The following is a 22,111-nucleotide window of genomic DNA, read 5'->3' as shown; positions in this document are numbered from 1 at the left end:
GTATTTTTATTTAATCCATTAAAATGAAATTCATCTTTTTCAATTTATTTTTATTCACTTCTGTATTTTCTTTTGGACAAAGTATTGAGAAGAAACCAATTCAAATTCAATTTGAACATTTTATCATTAACAAAGAATCTAAAACCGGCATTCAAAAAGGAAGAAATCCACTTTCTTTACTTGTGTTGGAAGAAAAAGATATTGAAAGTTACAAATCAAAGCAACCAAGCCATTTCGATCCTAAAAATTGCACCTTGAACTATAAAATTTCTCCGGAAGGAAAATTTTATTTTGTAAAAGGGAGTGTTGGTATCAAAAAAAAATCGGTTCCTGAAGAATTAAAAGGCATACCTCAATTTGACTACGAATACTATAATGATTCTACATTGATTGATTTTTTGAACGATAAGTTTTCCAAATTGAATCTCAACTATGTTTTTATCCAAAATGGTACAAAAATGACTGATTTTACTGAATTTTCAGATATTACTTTCGTCCGAAGTTTCTACTTTCAAATCAAATAATTAGAAAAGCTTTCTAGCTTTTTCTAAATCTTCTGGCGTGTCAATTCCTATACTTGCATGTGAAGTTTCAACCATACGTATACGTTTCCCATATTCCAAATAGCGGAGTTGTTCTAGTTTTTCAGAAGCCTCCAGTGACAACATTGGCAAAGTATAAAAATCCATTAACGCTTCTTTTCTGAAGGCATAAATTCCGATATGTTTCATATAGCGCACACCTACATTTTCTTCTCTTGGGTACGGAATCACAGAGCGTGAAAAATACAATGCAAAGCTTTGTTGATCAACAATAACTTTAACATTATTCGGATTTTCTATATCCGTTTTGTCTTTTATTTCAAACATTAACGACGCTAAATCTACTTTTTTATCGATATCATTTCTGAAGACTTCAATCACTTTTTCCAAAGGTTCTTTATCAATGAATGGTTCGTCTCCTTGAACATTAATCACAACATCGACTTCCATATTTAGAACTGCTTCCGCTATACGGTCGCTTCCGCTTTCGTGTTCCTTTATACTCATAATGGCTTTTCCTCCATTGGAAGTAATTTCATTGAAAATCAAATCCGAATCGGTTACCACAAAAACATCGTCAAACAAATATGTTGCAATCGCTGCTTCATATGTTCTCAGAATGACGGTTTTTCCACCCAAATCCTTCATTAGTTTAGCAGGAAAACGAGTTGAAGCATAGCGGGCTGGAATTACGGCAATGATTTTCATTTTATCTAAATTAATTTTTTATTATTTTTTGTGCTTCGCTAATGTTATTTTTATCTGTTGCTTTACAAATATAAAGGCCTGAAGATAAATTTGTTACATAGATAAAATTTTGATTTGAATTAGAAAGCACTAATTGTCCAAGTTCATTAAAAATTTCAATTTTAACTATTTCGGTTTTTGATCTAATTTTTAAAATATCAATTACCGGTGACGGATATAAATTAAATTGATGATTATTATTTGAATTTCTTTTTTTAATTTCTGTTAATGCGGTATTTGTTACTACCGGCAGGTTAAAATCGAAGAAAATGTCCGCCTTATTTTGAAAAACATCTCCAATCACAACATTGTCTTTTGGTTTGATTTTATAAGCTACGAAGCCATGTGAAGCTGGTTCGTTTTCTGCTTCATGCGGTAAATTAATTTTGTCAAAAAAGAATGATACTTTATTTCCGTTTTTAATTTCAACTCTATTATTATGGCTGGAATTTATTAGCTGAAATGTTTCCCAATCCAGTTTGTCTTCTAATGTGTTTTCAATTCTGACATTAATGGCACTTGCCGTACCTTTATTTTGAAAGCGTATCAAATAATGTAGTTCATTTTTGGCTTGATCTATTGTAATACTTTCTCCTTCAAGACACGTTATATCATTAGGGTCAAAAGAACCAATTACAACTTGGTTCAAAATATATAAATTATCATCAGGAGTTGAATCCTCATTCTGTGAATCTATTGAAAGGGAATATACAAGAGAGTCGTTAATCTCCACAGTTGGTGGTGCAGCAATACTAAAACTCAAATTTATTGTCCTTGTTTCAAATGGATTAAGATTGACAAAGTCAAAAGTAAGTGAATTATTCGTTATGGCGTTGGGCGTAATACTGGCTGAATTAAAAGTCAATTTAGAATCATCGAAAACCAATGTGATTTTTCCATTTAACCTCGTGTTACCTACATTGTTAAATACGATTTGATAGCTTGTTTCAAAGCCAGGTCTTGGCTGGTTTAAAGGTACTAAAACCACATTTAAATCATTAACTATTTCACTTGGATACAAGCAAAAATTAGCGACATCAATATTTCCTATACCTACAAACAAAGAATTGTGTGAAACAGGTGCTGAAATATTGAAATTTCTCAATGTTGAAGGAATTGTAGTGGTATAGTTTCCGGGATCAACATAATACTGAAAATATCCTGTTTTTGTTGTAAATGTTGAAATTGTATCGGTACCATTATTTGTAGTAACCTTTAAATTATTGACAGGTATATTACAGTCATCTACATTTAATCCTGCCCTTACAAAACCATTAATTTTGTTAAATGCAGGTCCTAAATTTTTAAAGTAGGTGATTTTATCTGTTTTAACCGTATTCAGATAATTATCATTAACAATTGATGTCAAAATGTCTGTATAACCATCACTATCAATATCATCTAAGAACATTGAATTTATATCAAAACCTGTTTCTGTAAAAAGAATAACTTGTTGGGTAAAAGTTCCTTTACCATCTAAATTTTCATACCAAACGATATTACTATTATGATCAGATCTGCCTACAATATCAACATCCCCATCCGAATCTAAGTCTTTAGCTTGGATTTCTATGGAATACCCTCCAAAACTTGAACTAGGAATTCTTGAGTCAATCACTATTACTGGACCAAAATTTCCGTTACCGTCTAAATTTTCATACCAGACTACCCTATTATTACCATCAAAAGTTGCTTCATGTGCTAAAACAAAATCCAAATCGCCATCTCCATCAAGATCCTCAATACTTAAAGAATGGCCATCATAAAAACTTCCTACAAACGTTTTTTGGGTGAAATTACCAGAACCGTCATTAGCATACCAAGAAACTGTAGCCCCAGCCAGAATTACAATATCATTTTTCCCGTCACTATTAATATCTTTAATATAAAGTTGATCTCCAAAAACACTTATATCAGGTGTTGGAATTGATTGCATTGCAAAGTTTCCCTGCCCTAGATTTTTATACCATGTCAAACTGTTCTCTACACTTCCACCTGTTATTACAAAATCATTATCGCCATCATTATCCAAGTCACCAGTGGCAATGCCAAATAACCCCCTATTAATCGCTATCAAACGTTGTGCACTGAATCTTCCTCTACCATCGAGATTTTCGTACCACACAAACACGCTTTGAGAACTATGATTTTCACCTGAAATAACATCAAGATCACCATCTTGGTCTAAGTCAACGGCAGCAACATCTCCTAAACTGTATAAATCCGCTGATATTAAGTTTTGTAATCCAAAATTACCACGTCCGTCTAAATTTTTATACCATGCAAGTTTTGCATCATTATATGAAATTGAAAGTACATCTTTAATCCCGTCTCCATCAATATCTGCAGTAATCGATTTTTTTGGATTATTAATGCTTCTGGTTAAAATTTTCTCAGGACCAAAGCTTGCTACTCCATTTAAGTTTTCATGTAATACAATTTTATCTTCTATTTGTGAAGCAGAAAGGACATCAATATCATTATCTCCGTCATAGTCATAAGCACAAACCGCTTTAGCACCATTCAACTTATCATTGATAACTGAAATGTTAGAGAAATTTCCTAAGCCATCATTATTTTTAAACCATGAAACTTTATCATCATTATAACACGAAACAACAATGTCCAAATCATTATCATTATCCAAATCTTTTGTAAGCAGATTAGACAAACCAATCCCGTTAGTTACCAATGTCCTGAATAAAGTTAAATTTCCTGTTCCATTATTCTTAAAAATATTTATTTCTTCTATTGAAGTAGTATAACCGGCAGAATTACTAACTATCAAATCTTGGTCATTATCGTTATCAATATCTGAAAAATTCATTGTCCCATAGCCATTATCCCTTCCATTTGTAATAACTTGTGTCGTAAAATTAAGTGATCCGTTATTACTAAATAACTCAATTTTTTGCGCATCATAATTTAAAGAAAAAATGTCAACATCATTATCCCTGTCTATATCTATTGCATAAATTGCTCTTGATCTTGAATATTGTGAAATCGTTCTATTATTAAAAACGTTACCAGTTGTGTTTTCTAACCAACTTAGACCCGAATAATTCCAATTAGTATATGAATACAATATATCCAGATCGTTATCTAAATCAAAATCTGTTATGAAAATATGATGAATTCTATCGGAACTAAAAAGCAATTTTGGCAAAGCGAAATTTCCACGTCCGTTAGTATTTTCTATCCAATGAATCTGGAAATAACTTTGGACAATGACGTCAAAATCACCATCTCTGTCAATATCTGCGAAAGAACAATATGAAACCCCAATATCTCCGATCGTATGCGAAATCATTTGTGAATTATTACCGCCCACATTTTCAAACCACTTTACTTTATAAGCATCTCCTGAAAGTAAATCTTTATCTCCATCCCCATCAATATCAACACTATGGATAGATGTAACACCTTCAGTTGCATTAACGTTTTCCATAATTGATTTTTTAGAAAAGTTTAATTGTGCTTTAATAATATTAAAAGACAATAAAAAAAGAAACAGGATAATTTTTTTCATTCTTAATTTTTTTGCAAATATATGGGACAAGATTTGAAATGGCTCATATTGCCACTGGGTTTATTGAAAAACGATGACTATTTTAATAAATTCTTTAATGTTTAACCGGCACAAAAACTAACTTTGTCGAGTTCTTTTTCTTTAATTCTTTAACTTCTTTTAAAGTAAAAACATCAAAAGTTTTTTCCGGTAAAAACTGATAAACTTCGATTTGACTTGGGCTGTAATCAGTTAAATGCGTCATACATTTATTGTTTTCGACCAATAATACATCACCGTATTTCAATAGAAAACCGGTTTCTTTTTCATCAATAACTACAAAATAGCTTTTGGCACTATCGTATTGATGAAACACAGGTGAAAATTCACCATATTTATAATCGATATCAGCATCTTTAATGGTTTTGAATAAGACAACTGATAAAAAACCAATCACAATTACAATAAGTAAAACAATATATCTAAACTTCATTTTAACTTTTACTACTTATTTTTTAAATTTTCGATATAAATAATACACCAAGAACAGCAAACTTACAACAATAATTAGTGCTACAATCGGTAAAAAAACAGCCAATGAACTTAGCGTCAAAGCAGTTCCTGTTTCTGCTGTAGAAACAACCGAATTCCCTGCACCAGCTGTTTTAACAGATGAAGCCAATCGCGTCATACTCGTCATTCCTTGCATTGCAGTAGCAGTTCCTCCACCGGCAATAATGGCCAATCCCCAGGTTAACATCGGATCAAAATCCAAAATGGTAGATGCCATAATCACTGTTCCGGCAATAGCCGCTAAAGGAGTCGCAATTGTATCTAATAAATTGTCTACAAAGGGAATATAATACGCAAATATTTCGGCTAACATGGCAATGCCTAAAGTAATCATTACCGGTAAGGTACTAACCCATAACCAACTTTCGTTTAGCTCAATTACATCAAAATAAGAAGCAGTACTCAGCACAAACAAAGGCAAAAACACTCTGAATCCTGCCGAAGCAGCCAATCCTACTCCTAAGAAAATGCTTAAAATGGTTTCTGTTGCCATATTCTTAATTTTCTATAAGTATATAAAAATCCTTCAGTAAACTTGCAAATTTCTTCTTGTCCTCTATTCCGGGATACTCTTCTTCAATATATTTATCTGTCATTTCTAAACCAAAAAATGTAGTTTTATTTCCTTTTATTATCTCAAAAACATCTGGACTGCAATGTGAGCATGTTATTATTTGTACCTTTCCATTTCCTAATGGTTTTTTTGTAATATTTAATTCTTTTTTGTCAATATTAAGCTTATCCATTAGAAACAAATCTTCGAGGTATTTGTAATAAACTATCTTTTTCTTTTTTGATTTAATTTCTTCAATGTTGAGCCTTAATTCTCCTTTTTTATCCATGTCAGTAAAGGCTTTAAAAACCTTTCCGTCATTTTGGAAAGCTAAATAATAAGGCGAATTAACATTACCCGCCTTTATACAAAGTGAATTCTTATCTTTTAAACCTAATAATTCTATATAAGGATTTACTTGGTCAATATTCATAATAAATTGAAAATCAGGAATTTTAAAGTCCTGACTTTGAACTGATAGCCCAAATAATAATACAATTATGAAGTGTGATTTTTTCATTAAATAAAATACTCCTCTTTAAACCCTATCAAATACAACTTATCTTTTGCTCTCGTAATTGCTGTATACAACCATCTCACATAATCCCTGTCAATTCCATTGGGCAAATACGGTTGTTCAATAAATACGGTATTCCATTGTCCTCCCTGTGATTTATGACAGGTAATAGCATACGAAAATTTCACCTGCAATGCATTGAAATATTCGTTTTCTTTAACCTTCAGAAACTTGCGGTAAGCAGCAGTTTCATTTTCATAATCTTTCATCACTTCCTGATACAACTGATTAGATTCTTCATAAGTCAATGAAGGCGATTCACTGGTAATCGTATCTAACAATAGTATGGTTTCAAAAGGTCTTTGGTTCGGATAATCGATCATTCGGATGGTAACAACTGCAAATTTGAAACCGTAAATTTCTTTAATATTTCGGATAGATAAAACTTCAATAATATCGCCATTGGCAATAAAACCGGCTTCATCCGTTTCTTTTAACCAAAAATAATTATTTTTCACCACCATTAATAAATCTCCTGCTGAAAGTTCGCTTTCCTTACCTAAGATTTTGGATCTGATTTGCTGATTGTATTGGTTTGCTCTTTTATTGGAACGTACAATAAACGTGGTATCTTCAATAGAGTAATTACTGTAGGATTGATTAATGGCATCTTGAATATCATAACCATCCGTTAAGCGTACAATATCTTTGAATCCTTTTAATTTGAATTGAAAATCGGTTATAAACGAATCTTTTAGTAATTCACGAAGCTCAGTCGCATTGTATAAAATCCCGGAGTTTTCTTCCTGACGCATTACTTCATCCAATTCGATGGAAATCACTTCCTTATCATAATTCATACTTAACGTATCCACATTCAGAGCTGGAGAAATATCCAAATGTACCGGTGGTAACTGCGCAGTATCTCCCAAAAGTAACATTTTACAATCCTTGCCCGAATACACATAGGAAATCAAATCATCCAACAAAGAGCCGTTGGCGTACGTTTTCGATTCGGAATCGGCATCCGAGATCATCGACGATTCATCGACTATAAAAATTGTATTGGTATGCTTGTTGGTTTGCATCGTAAAACTCACGCCTCCACCCTTCCCTTTTTTTGGAAAATAAATCTTTTTGTGAATGGTATGAGCGGGTTTATTAGAATAATTGGCTATTACTTTTGCAGCTCTTCCCGTAGGCGCCAGCAAAACGTACTTTTTTTTGACTTCAATCAGATTGTTGACAATGGTAGATATTACAGTCGTTTTTCCGGTTCCGGCGTACCCTTTCAATACAAAGATTTCGTTAGTATTGGGACTGGAAATGAATTCGGCAATTTTTAAGAAAAAAATATCTTGTTTTACGGTCGGTTGAAAAGGAAAACTCTTTCGTAAAATGGTGTAAAACAGTTGGGAACTCATGGATATTCTTAAAAATTATATTTTTTCAAAGATACATAGTAAAACCGACTCACTTGTGTATAACGCAAAAAATATTGTAGATTTGCTCACTAATGTCAAAATACCGAAATGCATACAGCAAGTACGAACATTCTCGATAAAAAATATTCTAAACTACTCCTTCAGATTTCATTATCAGAAATATCATTTTGCATTGTAGATACATTAACTGATAAAATAGAGACTTTCGGCGATTTACCTCTGGATCAATCGGCAAATTTTGTTGAAATCGAGAATAAAATCATTGATTTCATTAAAAACACAGCTGTTTTGCAGTCTAATTTTGACAATGTTGTCGTGTTATACAACAACAATTTGAACACATTTGTCCCACAGGTTTTATTTGATGAAGCCTATTTAGGAAGTTACCTTCAGTACAATGTAAAAGTTTTCGAAAACGATTTTATCGCCTATGATGAAATTGCCAATTATGAAATGAACAATGTTTATATTCCTTATGCCAATATCAATAATGCTTTAATGGATATTTACGGGAATTTCAATTACAAACATTCGTATTCCATTTTAGTCAAAAAGCTACTTGATTTAAGTAAAAACATCGATGAAACCCAAGCATTTGTACATTGCCAAAAGGATAATTTTCAATTGATTGTCATAAAAAATCAAAAATTACTATTGTTTAATTCTTTTGATTTCAAAAGCAAAGAAGATTTCATTTATTATTTACTTTTCACTTTCGAACAACTTCAATTAAATCCCGAAACTTTACCTTTAAAACTCTTTGGCTCTATCTCTAAAGAACACGATATATACCAAATTGCATACAAATACATTCGTAATGTTTCTTTGTTTATTGATCATAATGATTTGGAACAGAAAATTACACAACAAAATTATTTACAACACTTTATACTGATACACGGATGCGAATAATTTCAGGAAAATACAAAGGAAGACGTATTAATCCGCCTAAAAACTTACCAGTTCGCCCAACGACGGACATGTGTAAAGAAGCGTTGTTCAATATTCTGAATAATAATTTCAATTTTGCAGAATTACGTATTCTGGACTTGTTTGCTGGAACCGGAAGCATCAGCTATGAATTCGCTTCTCGGGGTGCCGAGCCTATTACGAGTGTCGACGGTGACATGGGTTGTGTCACTTTCATAAAAAAAACAGCTAAAGAATTTGACATGGACATTACTGCGATCAAAAGTGATGTTTTCAAATTTCTTGAGAAACACAAAGGCAAATACGATATCATTTTTGCCGATCCTCCTTACGGAATGGAGCAAACCGATTTTGAAAAAATCGTGACTTTACTATTCGAAAATGAAATCCTCAATGAGGAAGGCATGCTGATTGTCGAACATTCCAAATACACTAAATTGGATCAGCTTGAACATTTTTCCTATGCAAAAACCTACGGTGGATCTGTATTTTCTTTCTTCGAAATAGCCATGGAAGATGATGAAGAATATGACGAGGAAGAAATCGATACTCCTTTTGACGATACAGAAGAAGAATAAAAAAAGCGTTACTTAGTAACGCTTTTTTTATTTAAGATTTTATGGGTATTGATTATCGCTTTTTCATTTTTATAATCAATCCAAGCCTGACCTTTCCATTTTCGCATCAATACATCAAAATGACGCATAATAACTAAGTTATAACCTGCTTTGGCTAAACTGCTCAATCGCATTGGAAAAGCACGTAAACTCATCGAAAAACCTGGAGTTACATAACGCATATAATGCCAATACCCTTCGGGCATATACAACATTTCACCGTGTTTTAAATTACACACTAATCCTTTTGCTTTTAGCAACGCAGGAAATTTTTCGAAATCAGGATTGTCAAAATCGATATCTTCTCTCGAAATTAAGGAATGAGGTACTTTATATAGGTAAGGTGTTTGCTCTGGATCAAACAAAATACATTGTTTTTCACCATGAAAATGAAAGTGTAATATATTCGAATAATCAATATCATAGTGAATAAAAACCTTGGCATTTTCACCACCAAAAAATAACATCGGTAATTGTTTAATCAACTTCAAACCAATATTAGGCCATTTGAAATCATCTCTCAATAATGGCACTTCTTTCATCAAGTTGTATAAAAAAATGCGGTAATTAGTCGGCTCTTTTTGAAGTAAATCAATGTAGTCACTCATTTTCATTTTCGCATGAGCTTCATTGAATCCGTCTTTATGGGATACCGGACGGTCATCGTACAAAGGCACAATTTTTTCACCCGCAACGGATTTAATATATTCCAAATTCCATTTTTGGTAGGCTGGCCAATCTTCTGTTAGCTGCTCCACTACAACGGGTTTTTGTTTTTTTACGTAATTCTTATAAAAATCGTCTTTGGAAATGGTTTTAACTCTGGGAATCTCAACTAAATTCAATTTCATATTTCAATACAATAAATTCGAATATACAAAAAAAATGCAGACCTGTAAGCCGGATTCTGTATCTCGTCTTTAAAAAACGAAACCCTTATCATTTATCTAGATCATACATTACTGCATGACTCAAGCTGCCTACCCTTCAGCAACGGACGAGTAGCCCTTAAATGCTGATATACTTGGCATTTCACCGCATAGAGTTTACCTGGTTTCACTACAGCATTACCTGTACATACTTTCTGTTGCACTTGTCCTCGCCTTTCAACGGGCGGGCGTTACCCGCTATGCTACTCTGTGGTGTCCGGACTTTCCTCCCTCCCGTTAAACGAGACGACGATAAGGCGGTCTGCTCGGCAAAAATAGTTTTTTTTCGCTCCTAATCCTACCTTAGTAAGTATTTTCGTAGATTGCAGCAACTATTTATTACTATGAAAAATCTCCTACTACTGTTCTTCCTTTTCATTAGCCTTATTAACAACGCTCAAAAGAAAGAAGAGTATGAAAAATTCGTGGACTCCATGACCCAAATCGGGCAAAGAGAAAAACTGTTTCCGCATTTTCAAAAAAAACTGACTCAAAATCCAAAGAACGAACTAGCAACTAGAATGCTCGCGTATTTACATCTTGAAAACAAAGAGTTCGATATCGCTGAAAAATACTACCGAAAAGCGATTACCATCAATCCCAAATGTGGCGTTTGCTATACTAATATGGGGCAGATATATTCACATAAGAATGATAACACCAAAGCTTCAGAATACTTCGATAAAGGAATTCTCAATGAACCAAACAATCCATTTCTATATAGTAACAGAGCCCAATTCAGATTTTACATTAACGATAAAATCGGAGCCTTGAATGATTATAACAAATCAATAACATTAGGTCCTAACAATGCTGCCTTATATGTGGCAAGAGCTAAATTCAACACAAAAGAAAATTATTTGACGCTGGCTTTGATTGATTATAATAAAGCTATCGAACTAGAACCAAACAATGAGGCACATTATCTGGGAAGATCCGAAATCTTCTTCAATCAGATGAAAAACAAAGAATCTTTCAAAGACATTAATAAAGCCATCGAATTGAACCCAAATCAGGAATCTTCCTATACAGCGAGAGGTACACTTTATTTCTATATGGGTGATTTTGATAAGGCCTATCAAGATTATTCCAAAGCAATAGAATTGCTCCCAAACGGTTACTTTGCATACTATAATCGATCTAAAGTCAAATACAAACTGGAAGACATGAACGGTTCTTGCGATGATTTATCCAAAGCCTTACAACTTATAAAGGAATACGAACCTGAAAATGAATTAATAAAAGAATTGGAAGGTGCAATCGCTAATTACTGTGACGATAGTAAACCCAGCTACTTTTACCAACGTGGAATTGCTTACTATAACTTAGGTAAATTCGATGACGCAGTTACCATATATACTAAAGGATTGGAAAAATTCCCAACAAATGCCATGTGCCTTTCTTTCAGGGGAAATGCCTATTACGAATCTAAAAATTATGAAAAAGCAATAGCCGATTACAATGCTTCAAATACCAACAGAGAGAATCTAATTGCTGATATTGAACAAAACAAAAACAACACGGGTTTAAAAGAATCGCCTGTACAACAATATGCTGATGGGTTTGTTGCAACAAATAATATGAGTGCTGCACAATCGTATTTCGCTTTGGAAAAATTTGATGAAGCGCTTGCAGAAATTGAAAAAGGAATAAAAATAGCACCCGATCTTAAGGAATTCGGACTCGAAAACTACTACAATGTAAGAGGAACTATCTATATGGAACTAGGCGATTATCCAAAAGCAATTGCCGATTTTGATAAATGCCTTCAAATAAAAATGTCGTTACCTGTGGTGTCGGTAAATCGCGCTATCGCCAAAATAAATCTTAAAAAAGGGTATAAAGTAACTAGCCAATACATTAGTGGCGGATACAACGGCAAATTATTCAACGTCAACTGGAATTTCCCTTTAAAAGTGAAAGTGGAAAGCTCCAACGCTAATCTGGTAGCGGCTTTATTGGATTGTAATCAAGCCATCAAAGAAGATCCAAATTTAGGATATGCCTACTATGTTCGAGGTGAAATTAAACGCCTTTTAAATTATGATGATTATTGTGCCGACTTGAAGAAAGCCAAAAACTTAAATTATCCAATCAATCCGCTTCTTATGGATTTCTGTAAATAGAATTGGTTTTGAAGTCTAAATCTTAAAATAGTTTCATCCAAAAAAAACAATAAAAGAACACCCCTATTCCAAAACCAATTCGTTATTGTTATTGTATTGATTGTAAACACTTTATTGTTAATAGTTTTAACAACTATTTTCATCAGAAAAAAATAGAAAATCGTAACTTTATAATCCATACTTATTCTAATTAGCACTATGGCACACACATATAATTATGCAAACGTAATGGTAGCGTTGCAGGAGTTGAAAGAATTGGGTTTTAGTACCGATTTTAATATCGACAATAGCGAATTTAAATCTGCACCTCACAACTTTGAAATTGTACATATTTATCGTCATGAAGGCGATTCCAGTGCTGATGACGAAGCAATCGTATATGGTATTTGTTCTAAAAGCGGAAAATTAAAAGGCGTATTTGTCTCCGGCTTCTCTGCCAACTCCGAATGTGAATCGGCCCGATTCCTAAAAGGTCTTACCATTAAAGCTAGAAAAGGCGGCTTGTAATCCTTCTCCAAAAACTAACAAATTAAGATTTCTTCCATCAACCAAAAGAAAACTTGCTCCTGACAAATAGAAACTTCCTTCTGTCAAGTTGGAATTCGCTCCTGTCAAATGAAATCTTCTCCCTGTCAAATAGAAACTTCTTCCTGACAAAAGACTTTTCACTCCTGTCAAATGAAATCTTCTTCCTGTCAAATAGAAACTTGCTTCTGTCAAATGAAAACTTGCTCCTGTCAAGTTGGAACTCCTTCCTGTCAAAAGACATTTTGCTTTGGCACCGAGACTTCTTGATCTGTACTGTAGGCTACTCTTACACTACTAAGAGCTAAAGACTAAGAACTAAGGACTTTACTTTTTCTCTTTCCGATTTTCTACTTTTAATAGAAGACATTCAACTCCAAAACATTTTAATATTTAAATTTTAAAACTATATTTGCTATCCAATAAAAGCTATGGAACAATTCATCGTATCAGCCCGTAAGTACCGTCCACAAACATTTAAAGATGTTGTTGGACAACAAGCTATTACGAACACTTTATTGAATGCTATTGAAAACAATCACTTAGCACAAGCTTTATTATTCACAGGACCTCGTGGTGTTGGAAAAACAACCTGCGCCCGAATTTTGGCCCGAAAAATCAACCAGGAAGGTTACGACGATCCCAATGAAGATTTCGCATTCAACGTATTCGAATTGGATGCCGCTTCGAACAACTCGGTAGATGACATCCGTAATTTGATCGATCAAGTTCGTATCCCACCACAAACCGGAAAATACAAAGTATATATTATAGATGAGGTGCACATGTTGTCTCAGGCTGCATTCAATGCTTTTCTAAAAACATTGGAAGAACCGCCTCGTCATGCTATATTCATTCTGGCAACTACCGAAAAACATAAAATCATTCCAACGATTTTATCACGTTGTCAGATATTCGATTTCAAAAGAATTACCGTTAAAGATGCTAAAGAACATCTAGCCGACGTAGCACAAAGTCAAGGTGTGGTTTTTGAAGACGATGCGTTGCATATCATTGCTCAAAAAGCAGATGGTGCGATGCGTGATGCGTTATCTATTTTTGACCGCGTGGTTTCGTATTGCGGAAATAACTTAACCCGTGCCGCTGTTACCGAAAACCTAAATGTACTTGATTTTGAATACTACATTAAAGTAACCGACTTAATTCTGGAGAATAAAATCCCTGAATTATTACTGGCATACAACGATATTTTAGCCAAAGGCTTTGATGGTCACCATTTTATTGCTGGTTTAGCATCTCACTTCAGAGATTTATTGGTTTGCAAAAACCCTGCAACTTTAGTGCTTCTCGAAGCCGGTGAACATGCACAAAAATTATACGGTGAACAAGCACAGAAAGCATCACAAGATTTCTTATTGCAAGGAATAGATTTAGCCAACGATTGTGATTTAAAATACAAAGTCTCACAAAACCAGCGACTATTGGTTGAACTTTGTCTGATGCAATTGGCCTCTATCACTTTCGATGGAGAAAAAAAAAAGCTAAGTCCTTTATAATTCCACCAACCTATTATAGAAATTCCGGTTATTCTATTGTAGAAGTTCAACAACCCAAAACGGATATTCCAAAAAGCGTTGAGGTTGTCGAACCTGCAAAAGAAAAGATTCCACAACAAACCGAAATTGTTCCTGAACCTACAAACAGCGTTCCTGAAGTTCAAGAAACAAAACCGGTAGAAGAAAACCAACCGGTAACAACTGGACCAAGAGTTTCAGCGCTTTCCCTTTCAAGTATACGTGTAAAAAAAGAATTGGAAGCACAATTGAATACGGTTCAAAGACATCATGACGATCTTCCCACTGAACCTTTCACCGAAACTCAAATGCAGGAGCAATGGATTAAATATGCCCAGCGTTTAGGAAACAAAGGCTATAAAATTGTGGAGTCACTTTTATTGATCAATGATCCTAAACTGGAAGGAGAAACGATTATACATGAGCTTCCTAATGAAAGTTCTAAAATCGATTTTGAAGGTGAAAAACACGATTTACTAGGTTACTTACGTGGAAAATTACACAACCATAACATTACGATTGAAATCAAAATCAACGAAGGAATCGAAATCAAAAAAGCATTTACAACTCAAGAAAAATACGATCGCTTGAACGAAATGAATCCTGCTTTGGATTTACTCCGTAAAACATTTGATTTGGATATTTAAAACCTAAAAATTGAAAAATTACAATTTAAAAATATGAATTGGATATTTATACTCATTTTAAGTTTCTTTTCTATTACTTTATATTCTCAATCTGTTGATGGAAAAAAAGAACTAATCACAATACATTCGGATGTATACAAAAAAGAACGCAAATTGGCCGTTTTTTTACCTTCCTACTATGAAGAATTTAAAGATGAGACATTTCAAGTCATCTATTTATTAGATGGTCAATGGGAACCTTTATTTAACTATGTAGCTAATTCTGTAAATTATCTTAGATCAATTGGTGAAATGGGCAACACAATAGTTGTGGGCATATATACTGAAGATAGGCCTAAAGAATTTCTTCCCATACCCCAAGACGAAGAGGAAAAACAAAAGTGGGAAAGCAAAAAAAGCTATGGTTACTCCGAATTATTAGACAAACATTTGATAAACGAAGTCTTTCCTCTAATCCAAAAAAAATACAATATAAATCAATATAAAATTGGAATTGGACACTCTTTGGGTGGAACTTATATCGTCAATTCATTTGCTGATGGCAAAAATATTTTTAATTCATTTATTGCAATCAGTCCCAATTTAGAATTTGATAAATATGGAATTCAAAAAAAAATTAAAAATCTAGTAACTACAAAAAAAGAAATCAACTCTTATTTATGTATATCTGTTGGAGATAGTGATGAAACGGAAAAAAAATTCAGCAAGGGAATACAATTACTTGATAGTATAATAACTAGTTCAAATGTTAAAGGATTAAAATACAAATTTGATCGTTTGAAGAATGCCACACACAGCAACTCCATACTAAAAGAATTACCGGAAGCTTTATTGGAATTCTCTAAAATTATAAAAAAACCAAACGATTCTCAATTGGAAGAAATGCTATCAAATACATCCATTCCATTTATAGTATCAATAAAAAATCATTATAAATCCATTTCAAACTGGTTGGGTTATACTTATCTGCCAAGTGAAAATGAAATCAATAGTTTTGCTTATTTTAGTTTAAAAAATAAAAATCCAAAAGAAGGGCTTTCCATAATTAATTGGGCTCTTGAAATTTACCCTAACTCCATCAATTTATATGACAGTAAAGCTGAAATGTTGGAAAATTTGAACCAAAAAAAGGAAGCCATTGAGGCAGCAAAAGTAGGTCTCAAAAAATTAAAAAGTCTAAACCTTCAACAAGAAGACAATGACTACTACAAAGAAATGTTAGAAAAACATCTTCAATAATGAAATTCTATATGTAATTTTTTACTTAAATCTTATCATAATACATTGCCTTCACAATTCCATCTGACAAACCAATCTTAGGAACATAAATTTTGTTGGCTCCACTCCATTTCATTGCATTCAGATAAATTCGTAAAGCATGAATAATGACGTCGGCACGGTCTGTATTCAATGCCAATTCGGCAATACGTTGCTCGTATGTCAATGAATTTAGGTATTGGTATTGTGTATTCAGATAAATGTAAGACAACGGTTTGTCTTGCATTTTTCCTGATAATTTGAAAATTTTATTGATATTCCCACCTGAACCGATGAGCGTTATATCATCATAATCCGCTGTATGGGTTTTAATCCACTTTTCAATTTCAACCCAAACCACTTCATTCACCATATCATTAAGCAAACGAACAGTACCATTTTTGAATGATTTGGAAGCAATCATTTTTCCTTGTGAGAACAATGAAAATTCTGTACTACCACCACCAACATCGACATACAAATAGGTTGCGTCGGTTCGAATGAAATGGTGCAAATCCGAAGCTGCAATTATAGCTGCTTCTTTTTTACCATCAATAATATCGATTTTAATATCTGCTTTTTTCTTAATATAGTCTGCTACTTCCTTTCCATTGTAGGCTTCACGCATGGCGGAAGTTGCGCAAGCCATATACCGTTCTACTTTATAAACACCCATTAACAGTTTGTACGCCTTCATAGCATCTACCATGCGACTGATATTTTCTTCAGAAATTTCACCTACAGTAAAAGCATCCTGTCCCAAACGTATCGGCACACGAAACAACGCACTCTTATTGAATTGCGGTTCTTTTCCTTCCTGTTCAACAATATTCATTACAAGCAAGCGCATGGCATTGGAACCAATATCAATTGCGGCATATTTTTTAATCGTAATCATCCTTAAAGGCAAATTTTGGCTAGGCCAAATAAAATAAATTATACTTTTTCGGTTACTACTTCGATCTTATCACGGTAGTATTTATAGGTTTCTTGTTGTGCTCTGAATATAGGATTATCACCTCTCATTCTGTATTTGTTATCTAACTTTTCAGAATGGAATCGGGCTTTTACATTTCCTTTCCATCCAATTTCGAAAGTTTCAATCAACTCCTTCTTGATATTCTCATCATAAATGGGACAAGTCACTTCAACTCTAGCATCCAGATTTCGGGTCATAAAATCGGCCGAAGAGATATATACCTCCGGATTACCGTCATTACCAAAAATATAGATTCGTGAATGCTCCAAATAGGCATCCACAATAGAAATCGCCTCAATATTCTCACTCATACCTTTCACACCTGGGATTAATGAGCAAATACCTCGAACCACCAATTGAATTTTGACTCCTGCCCTGCTGGCTTCGTACAATTTATCAATCATCTTCGTATCGGACAAACTGTTCATTTTCAATTTAATGTAAGCTTGGCGCCCTAGAGTTGCATTCAATATTTCTCTATCAATAAATTTAATGAACTTTGAACGTGTATAATGTGGTGAAACGATTAAATGTTTGTAACGGTGTACTCTATAATTGATTTGGAAAAATTCAAACACTTTTGCAGCATCTTTCAAAATCTGTTGATGCGCCGTTAATAAGGTAACATCTGTATAGACTTTTGCTGTAGCTTCATTGAAATTACCCGTCGAAATAAATCCGTAACGTTTTAATTTACCATGTTCATCAATTCGATCGATGTAACATAATTTACAATGCACCTTCAATCCCTTCACACCGAAAATCAATTCAATTCCTTCCGTTTGCATCATTTCTGCATACGAAATGTTACTAGCCTCATCAAAACGCGCCTGTAATTCAATTTGCACGGTTACTTTTTTACCATTCTTTGCTGCATTAATCAAAGAACTGATGATCTGAGAGTTTTTTGATAAACGGTATAATGTAATTTTAATTGCTGTTACATGTGGATCCAAAGCTGCTTCACGCAAAAACTTAATGATATACGCATAGGATTGATACGGTGTATTAATTAAAAAATCTCTTTTTTCAATCATTTTTAAAATACTTCCTTCCATTCCTAATCCCACAACCGGTAATGGTGTATTGACTTTATTCAATAAATCATAGCGTCCCAGATTAGGAAAATCCATATAATCCCGGCGGTTATGATAACGACCTCCCGGTATTATACTGTCTTTGGAATCAATACCCATATTTCTCAGGAAAAACTTAAGGGTATCTTTATCGATTGACTGGTCATACACAAATCGTACAGGTTCCCCTAAACGTCTGTCTTTAACACTAGATGAAATTTTTTCAATAAAACTTTTATGTAATTCGCTATCCAACTCCAACTGAGCATCGCGTGTGATTTTAATCATGTGTGCCGAGATACTTTCATAATCGAAAATATTGAAAATCGAATGTAAATTGTAACGAATCACATCATCCAATAATATAATGTATTGCTTGTCTGAATTCGATGGTAATACAACAAAACGATTGATTTCCTTTGGGATCTCAATTACAGCATAGCGTACATCTTTCTTGATTTTGATTTTTTCCAAAATCGAGGAAGATTCTTTAGGTTTCATAACCAACTTGATTGCCAAATAACCCGAAGTATCTTTTAACAATGGAAACTCTTCCAAATCATTCAAGATAATTGTCACTAATTCGGGACTGACTTTTTGAATAAAGAAATCTCGTAAAAAATTTTCCTGTTCTTTATTGATTTCGGTTTCGTTAATGATGAAAATACCTTCTTTTTCAAGTTCTTTTTCAATAACACTCAAAATACGTAAGCTTTCCGATTGTTGTTCGATAACCGTTTCGGTAATGTCTTTGATTAAATCTTGTGGAGTGGTATCTCCAATAATTTTATCGCTTTTTTCACCTGAAATACTTAAACGTCGGATAGCTGCATAACGCACTCTGAAAAATTCATCCAAATTATTCGAAAAGATACCTAAAAAACGTAATCGGTCTAGTAAAGGAACTCTTTCATCTGCTGCTTCTTGTAATACTCTAAAATTGAAGGCTAACCAGCTCTTCTCACGATCAATGTATCTGTTTTCGATGGCTTGCATTTAATCTATATATCTTTCGGAAAAATATATTTAATAACTTTTCCTTTGTTAATGTTTTCCCAAAAAACCTCTTCAAATTGTAAGTATACAAAACCCGAAGTAGGAACATTCTCAATGTATTTATCACCAAATTTATTGACAAAATTTGTAATAGCCTCATTATGTCCAAAAAGAATTAGACTCTGCACTGAATTTTCACATTTTTTTATCTCTTTCTCCAGTTGTGCTTCATCAAAAGTGTACAATTTTTCTTTAAAAATTATTTTTTCGCTGTCCAAACCGGCTTTTTTACAGAAAAGATAGACGGTATCGGTTGCTCGAACTGCTGTACTGCACCAAATAGTAAGATCATTGGGTAGGAAAACTTGGGCAGAACTTCCAATTTTTTGAATATCCGTGGTTCCTCTTTCTGCTAATGGTCTTTTTTTATCATCCAATCCAAAATCCCAACTTGATTTCGCATGTCTAACTAAAATTAGTGATTTCATAGTCTAACGGTATTTAATTATTTTGGTAGTAACCTGATTTTCCAAATGTTAAGTAAATTACAAAAAAATTGTTAATTCAAAGGAAATATTGGTTACTTCATCGAAAATGCCCCTGTAAAGAATTTCCGTAAGAAATATTATTTTACATTTGAATCAGGAAAATACCCAAAGGTTTTCCTCTTAAAGAAGAATAAACAAAAAATACCACTTCAATGTTTGTTCTCCAACTTAAAAGAATAAGTTAAAATACCACTTCAGAATTTATTCTAAACCGATGTAGAAACCATTAAAATTTAGTGGCTTGTTCTATTCGTCGTTATCGCTTTAGCAATTACGGCCGAATTCCTGTCTCTTTTATTTTAACTAAAACTTTTAGCGTATGGAAAGTAGTAATACTCTAATGTTACCGGGAAGAAGTCTGCTCAAAGTGATCCTAACACTTGTAGTTTCACTTTATGCAAATTTATCATTCTCGCAACAGCTTGACTTAAGAACCTGCGGTTATAATTGTACTTCCAACAATTATACGCTGACAGATGTATTCCTAAGCCTTACCGATGTATATGGTGTGCCTATTACAAACACCACTTGTACCATCGGAAATGTTCAACAAGTATATATTTTGTTGAATTATACTTCAAATGCAAACTCCAACATTTATTACACTCGCTTCTTTGCCGATTTGTCTATTGATGGTGTTGTCACTCCTTTGAATGTTTTATTGAACAATAACGGAACGATTGCGCCAGGTGCCGGTCAAGTACATCTGTATGGTCCGTTTAACTGGACTTGTGGTCAGGAATTACTATTAAACAATATTCTTGTAGCATGGAGAACCAGTGCGAATCAAGACCCAGGTCCAAACTATACTTGTAACAGTTATAGCAATTCTCAATGTGACTTTTCTCCAAATATGGTTATATCTAAACCATTAGCGGTACAATTTACATATACAGGATGTACCAATGGAAATCAATCGACTATTCAGTTTACATCAACTACCAATGGAGGTATTCCTCCGTATAGTTATGCATGGGATTTCGATAATAACGGAACAACTGATTCTACTTTTGCAAATCCATCACACACTTATAGTTTACCAGGAAATTACACTGCAAAATTAACCGTAACCGACTCGCAAGATCTCGTTAATTCCTATATGGTTCCGATTGTTTTTCCTTCTGAGATTATACTCTCAGCCAATATCACCAATCTTAGTTGTTCGGGTGGAAATACAGGAGCAATTGATCTTTCAGTTTCAGGAGGAACTGCTCCTTACACTTACTTATGGAGTAACGGCAGTACGAATCAAGATATATCCAATTTGACAGCCGGTAGCTACACTGTGACTGTAAAAGATGCTTTGAACTGTAGTAAATCAGCTACTTATGTTATAGCTGGTGGAGATACCGTACCGCCTGTAGTAACTGCTCCAAACGACATTACTTTAGAAGGTTGTAATGAAAGTGCAATTACTGCTTTACCGTTTAGTGATACTGAAGTAGTAATTACTTTAGCGCAATTACAAGCTTTAGGTGGAAACGCAACCGATAATTCAGGTGGAAGTCTAATAATTAGCTATATAGATGTAAAATCTGGCAGCTGTCCTATTGTGGTTACCAGAACTTTCTATGCGAAAGATGCTTGTAACAATGTAGGTTCGGATGTTCAAATCATTAACATAGAGGATACCATTGCTCCTTCGTTACCCGCTGTGTTACCACAAAACATAACTGTTTCTTGTGATAATGTACCAGCCAATTCGAGTTTAACTGCTAATGACAACTGTAGTGGTGCAATTACAGTACAAGGAGTAGATACCACTTCTAGTACCGCCTGTTCAAGCCAATATAGTATCAGCAGAAAATGGACTTTTAACGATGCTTGTGGAAATACGTCTTCACATACACAAATTATTACTGTTCAAGATACTACAAAACCCGTATTCAACGGTCAACTTCCTGGCGATGTAACGGTACAATGTGATAACGTTCCGGCTCCAGCTATATTGACTGCTTCTGATAATTGTGACAACAGTGTACAAGTCGTATACTCTGAAACTTTTGCAGGACAAGACGATGCATGTTCAGCCAATTACACGATCACCAGAAACTGGTCGGT

Annotated in this window: 20 protein-coding genes and 1 other RNA gene; 9 read left to right on the top strand and 12 right to left on the bottom strand. The window is 33.7% G+C overall.

All coding sequences use genetic code 11. The features are described from left to right. Nucleotides 1-23 precede the first annotated feature (23 nt). Nucleotides 24-524 carry a hypothetical protein gene (locus tag ACFO7M_RS13610; RefSeq protein ID WP_379736236.1) on the top strand — a complete coding sequence of 167 codons (501 nt, stop codon included), beginning with the start codon at nucleotides 24-26 and terminating at the stop codon, nucleotides 522-524. Here the strand turns inward: ACFO7M_RS13610 and kdsB are convergent, their stop codons facing one another. The 6 genes from kdsB to ACFO7M_RS13580 all read right to left on the bottom strand — a co-directional run bounded on the left by kdsB (nucleotide 525) and on the right by ACFO7M_RS13580 (nucleotide 7,864). Further along, nucleotides 525-1,250, bottom strand: coding sequence for a 3-deoxy-manno-octulosonate cytidylyltransferase (gene kdsB, locus ACFO7M_RS13605; RefSeq protein WP_379736235.1), 726 nt, complete (start codon nucleotides 1,248-1,250; stop codon nucleotides 525-527). A gap of 10 nt (nucleotides 1,251-1,260) precedes the next feature. Then, a complete protein-coding gene (locus ACFO7M_RS13600) occupies nucleotides 1,261-4,818 on the bottom strand; it encodes a T9SS type A sorting domain-containing protein (RefSeq protein ID WP_379736234.1) in 3,558 nt (1,185 codons plus the stop codon). A 94-nt stretch (nucleotides 4,819-4,912) separates the two neighbouring features. Then, nucleotides 4,913-5,290 carry a hypothetical protein gene (locus ACFO7M_RS13595; RefSeq protein WP_379736232.1) on the bottom strand — a complete coding sequence of 126 codons (378 nt, stop codon included), beginning with the start codon at nucleotides 5,288-5,290 and terminating at the stop codon, nucleotides 4,913-4,915. 15 nt (nucleotides 5,291-5,305) lie between these two features. Further along, the gene (locus ACFO7M_RS13590; RefSeq protein ID WP_379736230.1) at nucleotides 5,306-5,863 is read right to left on the bottom strand and encodes a DUF4126 domain-containing protein; all 558 of its coding nucleotides are present in this window, start codon (nucleotides 5,861-5,863) and stop codon (nucleotides 5,306-5,308) included. Between the two features lie 4 nt (nucleotides 5,864-5,867). After that, entirely contained in the window at nucleotides 5,868-6,443 is a 576-nt protein-coding gene (locus ACFO7M_RS13585; protein WP_379736228.1) for a hypothetical protein, read from the bottom strand. Further along, nucleotides 6,443-7,864 carry an ATP-dependent DNA helicase gene (locus ACFO7M_RS13580; protein ID WP_379736226.1) on the bottom strand — a complete coding sequence of 474 codons (1,422 nt, stop codon included), beginning with the start codon at nucleotides 7,862-7,864 and terminating at the stop codon, nucleotides 6,443-6,445. The genes ACFO7M_RS13585 and ACFO7M_RS13580 overlap by 1 nt, the downstream gene beginning before the upstream one ends. Before the next feature lie 108 nt (nucleotides 7,865-7,972). Here ACFO7M_RS13580 and ACFO7M_RS13575 point away from each other — a divergent pair, with 108 nt between their 5' ends. Together ACFO7M_RS13575 and rsmD are read left to right on the top strand one after the other, a co-directional pair. Continuing rightward, entirely contained in the window at nucleotides 7,973-8,797 is an 825-nt protein-coding gene (locus ACFO7M_RS13575) for a DUF3822 family protein (protein WP_379736225.1), read from the top strand. Next, nucleotides 8,788-9,393 (top strand): 16S rRNA (guanine(966)-N(2))-methyltransferase RsmD, encoded by a 606-nt coding sequence (rsmD, locus tag ACFO7M_RS13570; protein WP_379736223.1) that lies wholly within the window; start codon nucleotides 8,788-8,790, stop codon nucleotides 9,391-9,393. Before ACFO7M_RS13575 ends, rsmD begins: the two co-directional genes overlap by 10 nt. 8 nt (nucleotides 9,394-9,401) lie before the next feature. On the opposite strand, the gene ACFO7M_RS13565 is transcribed toward rsmD, so the two are convergent. Together ACFO7M_RS13565 and rnpB are read right to left on the bottom strand one after the other, a co-directional pair. Continuing rightward, nucleotides 9,402-10,283, bottom strand: a complete 882-nt coding sequence (locus ACFO7M_RS13565; RefSeq protein WP_379736222.1) for a cupin-like domain-containing protein — start codon at nucleotides 10,281-10,283, stop codon at nucleotides 9,402-9,404. A 29-nt stretch (nucleotides 10,284-10,312) separates the two neighbouring features. After that, an RNA gene (gene rnpB, locus ACFO7M_RS13560) (RNase P RNA component class A) lies at nucleotides 10,313-10,630 on the bottom strand. Nucleotides 10,631-10,705: 75 nt separating this feature from the next. On the opposite strand from rnpB, the gene ACFO7M_RS13555 reads away from it, so the two are divergent. Beyond that, entirely contained in the window at nucleotides 10,706-12,487 is a 1,782-nt protein-coding gene (locus ACFO7M_RS13555; RefSeq protein WP_379736220.1) for a tetratricopeptide repeat protein, read from the top strand. 198 nt (nucleotides 12,488-12,685) lie between these two features. Further along, nucleotides 12,686-12,994, top strand: a complete 309-nt coding sequence (locus ACFO7M_RS13550; RefSeq protein WP_379712948.1) for a hypothetical protein — start codon at nucleotides 12,686-12,688, stop codon at nucleotides 12,992-12,994. Here ACFO7M_RS13550 and ACFO7M_RS13545 read toward each other — a convergent pair. Continuing rightward, nucleotides 12,953-13,249 (bottom strand): hypothetical protein, encoded by a 297-nt coding sequence (locus ACFO7M_RS13545; protein ID WP_379736218.1) that lies wholly within the window; start codon nucleotides 13,247-13,249, stop codon nucleotides 12,953-12,955. The two genes, ACFO7M_RS13550 and ACFO7M_RS13545, sit on opposite strands and share 42 nt — an antisense overlap. A 194-nt stretch (nucleotides 13,250-13,443) precedes the next feature. Between ACFO7M_RS13545 and dnaX the strand changes: the two genes are divergently transcribed. From dnaX to ACFO7M_RS13530, 3 genes are read left to right on the top strand one after another with little or no spacing between them, the layout of a single operon-like run. After that, nucleotides 13,444-14,529, top strand: a complete 1,086-nt coding sequence (dnaX, locus tag ACFO7M_RS13540) for a DNA polymerase III subunit gamma/tau (protein WP_379712952.1) — start codon at nucleotides 13,444-13,446, stop codon at nucleotides 14,527-14,529. Further along, complete coding sequence (locus ACFO7M_RS13535; protein ID WP_379712954.1) at nucleotides 14,466-15,194, top strand: DNA polymerase III subunit gamma/tau; 729 nt, start codon at nucleotides 14,466-14,468, stop codon at nucleotides 15,192-15,194. Before dnaX ends, ACFO7M_RS13535 begins: the two co-directional genes overlap by 64 nt. 33 nt (nucleotides 15,195-15,227) lie before the next feature. Continuing rightward, nucleotides 15,228-16,433 (top strand): alpha/beta hydrolase-fold protein, encoded by a 1,206-nt coding sequence (locus ACFO7M_RS13530; protein WP_379736216.1) that lies wholly within the window; start codon nucleotides 15,228-15,230, stop codon nucleotides 16,431-16,433. A gap of 25 nt (nucleotides 16,434-16,458) precedes the next feature. Here the strand turns inward: ACFO7M_RS13530 and ACFO7M_RS13525 are convergent, their stop codons facing one another. From ACFO7M_RS13525 to ACFO7M_RS13515, 3 genes are read right to left on the bottom strand one after another with little or no spacing between them, the layout of a single operon-like run. After that, a complete protein-coding gene (locus ACFO7M_RS13525; RefSeq protein ID WP_379712956.1) occupies nucleotides 16,459-17,349 on the bottom strand; it encodes a Ppx/GppA phosphatase family protein in 891 nt (296 codons plus the stop codon). A gap of 38 nt (nucleotides 17,350-17,387) precedes the next feature. Continuing rightward, complete coding sequence (ppk1, locus tag ACFO7M_RS13520) at nucleotides 17,388-19,502, bottom strand: polyphosphate kinase 1 (protein WP_379712958.1); 2,115 nt, start codon at nucleotides 19,500-19,502, stop codon at nucleotides 17,388-17,390. 5 nt (nucleotides 19,503-19,507) lie between these two features. Continuing rightward, nucleotides 19,508-19,990, bottom strand: coding sequence for a SixA phosphatase family protein (locus ACFO7M_RS13515; protein ID WP_379736215.1), 483 nt, complete (start codon nucleotides 19,988-19,990; stop codon nucleotides 19,508-19,510). A gap of 379 nt (nucleotides 19,991-20,369) precedes the next feature. Between ACFO7M_RS13515 and ACFO7M_RS13510 the strand changes: the two genes are divergently transcribed. After that, nucleotides 20,370-22,111, top strand: a 1,742-nt coding sequence (locus ACFO7M_RS13510; RefSeq protein ID WP_379736213.1) for a PKD domain-containing protein, incomplete at its 3' end; no start/stop codon positions are given.

It is taken from the genome of Flavobacterium sp. GCM10023249, assembly GCF_042653365.1.
Classification (GTDB): domain Bacteria; phylum Bacteroidota; class Bacteroidia; order Flavobacteriales; family Flavobacteriaceae; genus Flavobacterium.
The sequence above is the reverse complement of the archived record's forward strand: the minus strand, read 5'-3'. Positions and strand labels throughout refer to the sequence as shown.